The organism is Polynucleobacter sp. 35-46-11 (genome assembly GCF_002281105.1).
The window spans coordinates 1-6,739 of sequence record NZ_NCFJ01000106.1; the positions used below are offsets into that span (position 1 = coordinate 1).

Genomic DNA, 6,739 nt, shown 5'->3' on the forward strand with positions numbered 1-6,739 from the left:
GAGAAAGATATCCCGATGCTTCAGAAGCAAGAGTATGTTGTCGTAAGAATGCAAATTTATGGCGACTCTATAGAAAAAAGTCACCTCGAAACTTTTATTAAAGATAATTTGCGTGCCCGTATTAGATCGATGGGTATTACTGGTGTGAATTATGTAGAGTTAGATTTTTATCCTAAATCTGATCAAATCTACACCCTCAAATACCCGTGGGAGCCAGAGTACCCAGTAGTTCCATCGATGCCAAACCAGGCTGATGAAATTATTTCTGGTATCCAAAAACTGATTGGTGCCTTCAATGGCTTAGATGTGGATGGGACCCAGAAGAAATTTGATGCGTTATTAGGTAACTTGAATAAGCTAATGGCTGGCGATGGAAGGGATAATGCTGGTCTCATCAACACAGTGCAAGATCTCAATGTGCTCTTAGATCGTATTGCTAGGGTTACTGATAAAGATCAACTGAACATCCTGATGCGTGAATTGATTGCCACCATGGTTTCTTTGCGCCAAACTGTGACTAGCGTCCAAGGTGACACCACTGCAACCCTAGAAAATCTTCGCCAAGCCAGTGAACAGTTAAATGAGTTTACGCGCGTAGCAAGTCAATCACCATCTACCTTGATTTGGGGTGAGCCACCTGCACGCATTACGCCTCCAATGAATGGAGTTCAAAAATGATGTCAATGAAAATCCAGATGATGAAAAATTCAAACCTGACTCGGTTTGCTGTTTGCGCATTAGTCATCGCCACATTGAGTGCCTGCTCCTTACCTAAAAGACCCGCCTTGGAAACTAGCAGCTGGATGGTTGCGCCTGAGCGCACAGGAGCACCGTACAAACCGCGTAGCGATTTATGGTTGAAGATGGGTTCAGTCACGACCACCCCGCCTTTTGATGGCAAGTCTTTGGTTTATCGTCTTGGCGATCAGCGCTATGAAAAGGATTTCTACAATATTTATTCTGCGCTGCCAAATGAGATGGTTGGTAATGCCACTCGCCAGTGGTTGAATAATGCTCAAATCTTTTCCATGACAGTGGGGCAGGGTAATAGCTTTTTCCCTTATTACAACTTGCAAGTTTCAGTGGAAGAGTTCTATGGTGATTACCGCGTCCGTCCAGAGGCAGTCGTTACAGCAGAGTTTTTCCTATCCGCAACTGATCCGCAAAAGCGCAATCCAGTAATTGGTAAAAATCGTTACACCAAGAGAATCACGCTAAAAGACAATAGCCCTCAAGAATTGGTCTTGGGTCAGCAAGAGGCTCTAGCGCAAATTTTGAAAGAGTATGAGGCGGTGCTGTATAAGTACGCTGGAAATCTGCCCCCACCTTTAGGGCAATAGTCATTTTAGAATTACTACAAATATAAAAAGTGGAGAAGACATGAATTTAGGACTGAGAGGTAAAGTGGCATTAGTAATGGCATCTAGCAGAGGCTTAGGTCAAGCTATGGCGGTTTCTCTAGCTCGTGAAGGTGTTAAGGTGGCTGTAACTGGTCGCAATCCCGAGGGCCTAAAAAAATCTGTTGAGTTAATTGAGGCTGCCGGTGGAACTGCATTGGCTTTGAGTTGGGATTTATCGGATCCTTCTGTCATTGACGGCCTAGTCAGCAAAATAGAACAAGAGCTTGGCCCGATTGATATCTTGGTCAATAACACTGGTGGACCTCCTCCAACCTTGGCTGCTGGCCAAGACCCCGCTTTATGGCAAAAAAGTTTTAATGACATGGTCCTATCGCTCATTAGCATTACTGATCGCGTGCTTCCTGGTATGCGTCAGCGTAAATGGGGCCGCATTATTACTAGCACTACTTCAGGTGCGATTGCTCCCATTAAAAACTTGGCAATTTCCAATACCTTACGCGCTGCACTATTAGCCTGGTCGAAAACCTTGTCGGCAGAAGTGGCTGCCGATGGAGTGACAGTGAATGTGATCATGCCGGGTCGTGTAGCAACCGATCGCTTGCGTCAATTGGATGAAGCGCGTGCTCAACGCGAGAGCATTAGCTACGACTCGGTTGTGAAAGCTAGCTTGAATCTGATCCCAGCGGGTCGTTATGGTGATCCTCAGGAATATGGTGATACTGCTGCGTTTTTAGCAAGTCAAAACGCTTCGTATATCACTGGGTCAGTGATCCGGGTTGACGGCGGCCAGATTCAGGCGATTTAGCCGCCGTGCTAGTGAGTTTTTTGCGGGATATTCGGCGAGACTTGCGATCCAGTGAGCTGCTTGCTTTACTGGTTGCGCTAACTCTATCGGTTGCAGCTTTATCTAGCGTCAGTTTTCTGGCGGATCGGATGCAGCGAGCCTTTGAGTTTGATGCTCGCCAACTTCTTGCTGCAGATCTACTGCTTGTCTCTGATCAGCCTTTGCCTGAACGATTTATTCGAGAGGCAAATAATAGTCAGCTGAGTGTTGCGCAGACCGTTGTTTTTCCGAGCATGGCCACTGTTGGTGCGCAAAGTAAGCTTGCTTCCCTCAAAGCGGTATCTAACACTTATCCCTTGCGCGGGTCTTTGCAGGTCTCACCCTCCCAGGCCGGCCTCACTCCGCCAGCTGCTTCAGTCTGGGTAGACCCAGCTATGCTCAATACATTGAAGGCCAAAGTGGGCGATCAGATGTTGTTGGGAGACAAGACGTTTTTAATTAGTGGCATTTTAGAGCGCGAACTCGACCGGGGTGCAGGCTTTATGAACTTTGCACCACGCGTCATGATGTCCTTAGATGATTTACAGTCAACGGGTCTCATTGGCTTGGGCAGTCGCGTTACTTATCGTCTATTACTAGCGGGAAATGATCAGGCTATTTCTGATTATGAGAAATGGGCTACTCAATGGATTGAATCTGAGGGTCTCAGAGGAATGCGTATTGAGACCTTGGAAAACGCGCAACCGGTGATGCGTAAGACTCTAGAGCGAGCAGAGCGATTTTTATCTTTAGTTGCCTTGTTGACCGCAATGGTGGCTGCAGTAGCGATTGCTTTATCTGCACGTCGTTATGTTTTAAAGCAGTCAGATGTTTGTGCAGTCATGAAATGTCTTGGGGCAAGTCAAGGGGCAATTCTAGTAAATCAAATCAAAGTATTGGGGGCTCTGTGCTTATCAGCTGCACTTATGGGTTCAGCTATTGCTTACGGAGTTCAAGAAATATTAATTCATATTTTGGGTGATTTAGTTTTTGCTGATTTGCCTGTGATTTCCCTCTGGCCATTAACTTGGAGCATCTTATTCTCCTCCTGTTTATTAATTGGCTTTGCTGGCCCACCCTTATTTAGTTTGGTAATGATCTCGCCAGTTCGGCTGATTCGAAAGGAGTTAGGTGCGGTCAATATCAAGTCACTTTGGGTTGCACTTTTTGGAATTATTACTTGTCTAGCCTTAATTGCTATCGCAGCGCAGGATTTGAAGCTAGCTTCTTGGGTTGCGATTAGCTTCACATTGGCCGTTACTTTGTTTTCCATAGTTTCTTGGTCATCACTACGCCTGCTTAATCTTGGTTTTTCGAGTTGGAGTGCTAAGAGCTTTGCTCTCCGCTTTGCGTTGACTGTGCAAGCGCGCCGCGCAGGATTTGCGGTAATGCAAATTACTGCTCTAGGCATTGCCTTGATGGCTTTACTACTCATTCTCTTACTTCGTCAGGATTTATTGGTCACTTGGCAGGGAAATATTCCAGCTGATGCACCCAATCGCTTCATGATTAACATTCAGGAAGATCAAAAGCTAGGCATTACCCAGTCTTTGCTTGGTGCGGGAGTTGCTAACCCTAGCTTTAGTCCAATGGTCCGTGCACGCCTGGTTGAGGTTAATGGCAAAGCTATTGGGCCGAATGATTATGTTGATGAAAATGCACGTCGCTTAGTCGATCGAGAATTTAATCTCTCTTATACCGAGCAATTGCCAGATGGTAATCGAATTACTTCTGGAAAATGGATTGATGGCAGTGCGCCGCAAGTTTCTTTGGAGGCGGGTATTGCAAAGACTTTAAAGCTTAAGCTGGGTGATCAAATGACTTTTGAACTCGCTGGTGAAAAAGTTACCGCACCAATTACTTCTCTTCGTAAACTGGATTGGAGTTCCATGAAGGTGAATTTTTTTGTCATCATGTCGCCCGCCATGCTTGCTGAAATGCCCCAATCATGGATTACCTCCTACTATCAAAGTCCTCTCATTGAAGGGCTTGATTACCAACTTGCACAGAGCTACCCCAATCTCACTATTGTCGATGTAGCGTCCTCTTTGCAACAGATACAAGACGTATTGGATCGACTGTCTTCAGTACTGGGTCTTCTGTTTGCCTTTACGATCGCAGCAGCGATTCTGGTTTTAGTGGCTGCAATTGCAGCCACTCAAGATGAGCGCTTTAGAAGTGCTGCATTACTCAAAGCGGTAGGTGCATCGCGTGCTTTACTGAGAAAGATAGCTCTGGCTGAACTGTTGATTATTGGAGTGCTCTCTGGAGTTCTAGCTGGACTAGCTGCTGGAGTAGCAGCGTGGGCGCTTGGTCGATTTGTGTTGGAGATTGAGTTCAATGCATTCGTACAGTCTTTAGCGATGGGAATTATCTTTGGAGTCTCTGCTTGTCTCTTGGCTGGATATCGTTTTCAAAGAAAAATTCAAACAACAACGGCAATGGAGTGTTTGCGCGAGATCTAGGGCGCACTCTCTAACGAGAGTACTTTAGGAGAGTTTCACTAAGTTTTTTGGCAGCTCAACTAAACGCGTTCCACTAAAGCGATCTGGCAGACTTTGTCGTAGCAGCGGGCTAACGCGATTCAAATAGATGCTTAATGGCCATAGAAATAAAGCAACCGCAAATAGCATTTCAATAATTTGCCATCTCTGAAGTTCGAAAAGCCACTGTAGAAGAACGCAAGGTATGAGCCATAGAGATCCATAGACATAGCGCCAGATTGCTTGCTTTCGAGTGAGCTTGTGGCCACTTGGACCAATCATGCGTATCCGCCAGGTTTGCATCGCAAGCGTCTGCCCTGACTTTGTCCAATACCAGGAAAAGTAGATCCCAAGAACCACATAGAGGTAGAGGAAGGTGAGCCAACTCGGTAATGAGATGCCAAATAGAATACCTAAGCCTAAATTGGGAACTAAAAATGTTAGGGCAATTACACCCAGTAAAACCAACTGCTCATAAAGCGTACAAGAAACACGTCGCCAAAATTGCGGAGCAGGAAGCGTATCTAATTCCGCTGGGGTAATCACGACTGAGGAATTCTTATTGATTGCTTGAGTCGCTATCCGAGCTTGCGCCTTGCGGAGCAACTTCTTGAGCTGGAGTGACTGCGGCAGGTAATGTCGGAGCTAAGTTCGACTGCTGAATGATGGGGTGTTGTTGCAAGGTTGGCGCACTTACGACCGTGGGCTTCTTCTTTTGATTTAATTCAGCCTGAGCAAGTTTATTTTTTTGCTCGGCACTCAGTTTTTGATAAGCGCTCCAAGCTTCAGCTTTTTTCTCAGGCGGAAACTTGAGGCTGCTTAGGTAATTCTCTCGTGCAATACGGCGATCTTTTTGAGACAGGTTTGACCAGCTGGCCATGCGAGACTGAAGCCGTTGTTGATCTATTGCCTTCATCCTGGGGTACAGGTTGGCCACCTGGGTCCATCGTTTACGACTTTCAGGCAACATGTAGTCCCAATCACCCTCGAGAGGGGCCAGAATGTTTTGTTGTTCAGGCTTTAGACCTTCCCATGTCCCATCCTGCTTTTTCGCTGGGGTAACCGTGCTTTTGCCGTGATTACTTGTTGCTGTCTGAGCAAATGCGGCGGGCGAGATTAGAGCGCTAATAGCTAGCGTAAGGGCTGAGCTGATGCTGAGGACTGCACAAATAGAGCGTAAGTTTTTTAGCATGCGCTATTTGAGTTTTCGTTTGATATTAAGAAGGTGATTTGGGTGTATCCAAGCCATCTTGCTCTGCATCGGCTAAGGGGCCATTCTTGAGGAAGCGCATAAAGCCGCTATCAGCATAGGCATCAGGGGGTACATCGTCGCTTAACAGGGCTGCATCTAACTCGGCAATGTCATTAATCCGGGAGTTATCTTGCCATTGGGCAATTCCGACTAAGCCAAAAACAAGAACAACAAGAGGGATCACCCAGCCCACGTTATTCCAAAAAGAACGAGAACCCGAAGACCAGTTCCCAGAGGTACTGGCCAAAACATATTGTTTGATACGCACTTTTTCTGGTTTTTTTACGGAAAGCGCTTTTAAGCGCGCTGCATACAGACGATCTTTGATGCCAGCTGGCAAGGATTGAGATCCTTGGCGGAGCAGAGCAGCAGCGGACTGGCCAAATTGGTCAGCTTCTGTTGGGTTTAGGATGTCTTGATTGCGGTTCACAGCGTAATTCCTTTTAATTTCAATGCTTTAGCTAGAGCTTGGGTAGCTCTTGAGCAGTGGGTTTTGACGCTTCCCTCGCTACAACTCATAGCAAGGGCAGTTTCAGTAATACTCAGCTCATCCCAATAACGCATCAGGAAGGCTTCTCGTTGACGGACGGGTAATTTTGATATTTCTGACTCTAGGGACTCCAAAAGCTGACTGCGCTCCAGCTTAAATGCCCCATCTTGGTGAATTTCACTGTCATCCGGGGCGGAAAGTGACTCTAAGGGGTCGAAATCATCATTTTCATCTGATTTCTTGCCCATATTGGAGAAGAGGGTGACCCAAGTGTTTCGGACCTTTTGCCTTCTAAACCAGTCATGAATCCGGTTTTGCAAGATTCTGGTG

At 46.3% G+C, this 6,739-nt stretch carries 8 protein-coding genes; 4 read left to right on the forward strand and 4 right to left on the reverse strand.

Annotated elements, in window-relative coordinates:
- From B7Y67_RS09035 to B7Y67_RS09050, 4 genes are all read left to right on the forward strand, one after another.
- Positions 1–678 (forward strand): MCE family protein (locus B7Y67_RS09035; protein WP_293598359.1); only part of this gene is annotated, 678 nt, incomplete at its 5' end.
- On the forward strand, positions 675–1,340 hold the full coding sequence (locus tag B7Y67_RS09040; RefSeq protein WP_293598360.1) for a membrane integrity-associated transporter subunit PqiC: 666 nt from the start codon (positions 675–677) through the stop codon (positions 1,338–1,340). The genes B7Y67_RS09035 and B7Y67_RS09040, both read left to right, overlap by 4 nt.
- Before the next feature lie 40 nt (positions 1,341–1,380).
- Positions 1,381–2,166, forward strand: a complete 786-nt coding sequence (locus B7Y67_RS09045) for an SDR family oxidoreductase (RefSeq protein ID WP_293598361.1) — start codon at positions 1,381–1,383, stop codon at positions 2,164–2,166.
- Positions 2,167–2,177: 11 nt separating this feature from the next.
- Positions 2,178–4,649 (forward strand): FtsX-like permease family protein, encoded by a 2,472-nt coding sequence (locus B7Y67_RS09050; RefSeq protein ID WP_293598362.1) that lies wholly within the window; start codon positions 2,178–2,180, stop codon positions 4,647–4,649.
- Positions 4,650–4,673: 24 nt separating this feature from the next.
- Here B7Y67_RS09050 and B7Y67_RS09055 read toward each other — a convergent pair whose 3' ends face one another.
- The 4 genes from B7Y67_RS09055 to B7Y67_RS09070 all read right to left on the reverse strand — a co-directional run.
- Positions 4,674–5,213, reverse strand: a complete 540-nt coding sequence (locus B7Y67_RS09055) for an RDD family protein (RefSeq protein WP_293598363.1) — start codon at positions 5,211–5,213, stop codon at positions 4,674–4,676.
- Positions 5,214–5,226: 13 nt separating this feature from the next.
- Entirely contained in the window at positions 5,227–5,859 is a 633-nt protein-coding gene (locus B7Y67_RS09060) for a DUF3106 domain-containing protein (RefSeq protein WP_293598364.1), read from the reverse strand.
- Positions 5,860–5,884: 25 nt separating this feature from the next.
- Entirely contained in the window at positions 5,885–6,349 is a 465-nt protein-coding gene (locus tag B7Y67_RS09065) for a DUF3619 family protein (RefSeq protein ID WP_215303311.1), read from the reverse strand.
- Positions 6,346–6,739, reverse strand: a 394-nt coding sequence (locus B7Y67_RS09070; RefSeq protein ID WP_293598365.1) for an RNA polymerase sigma factor, incomplete at its 5' end; no start/stop codon positions are given. The genes B7Y67_RS09065 and B7Y67_RS09070, both read right to left, overlap by 4 nt.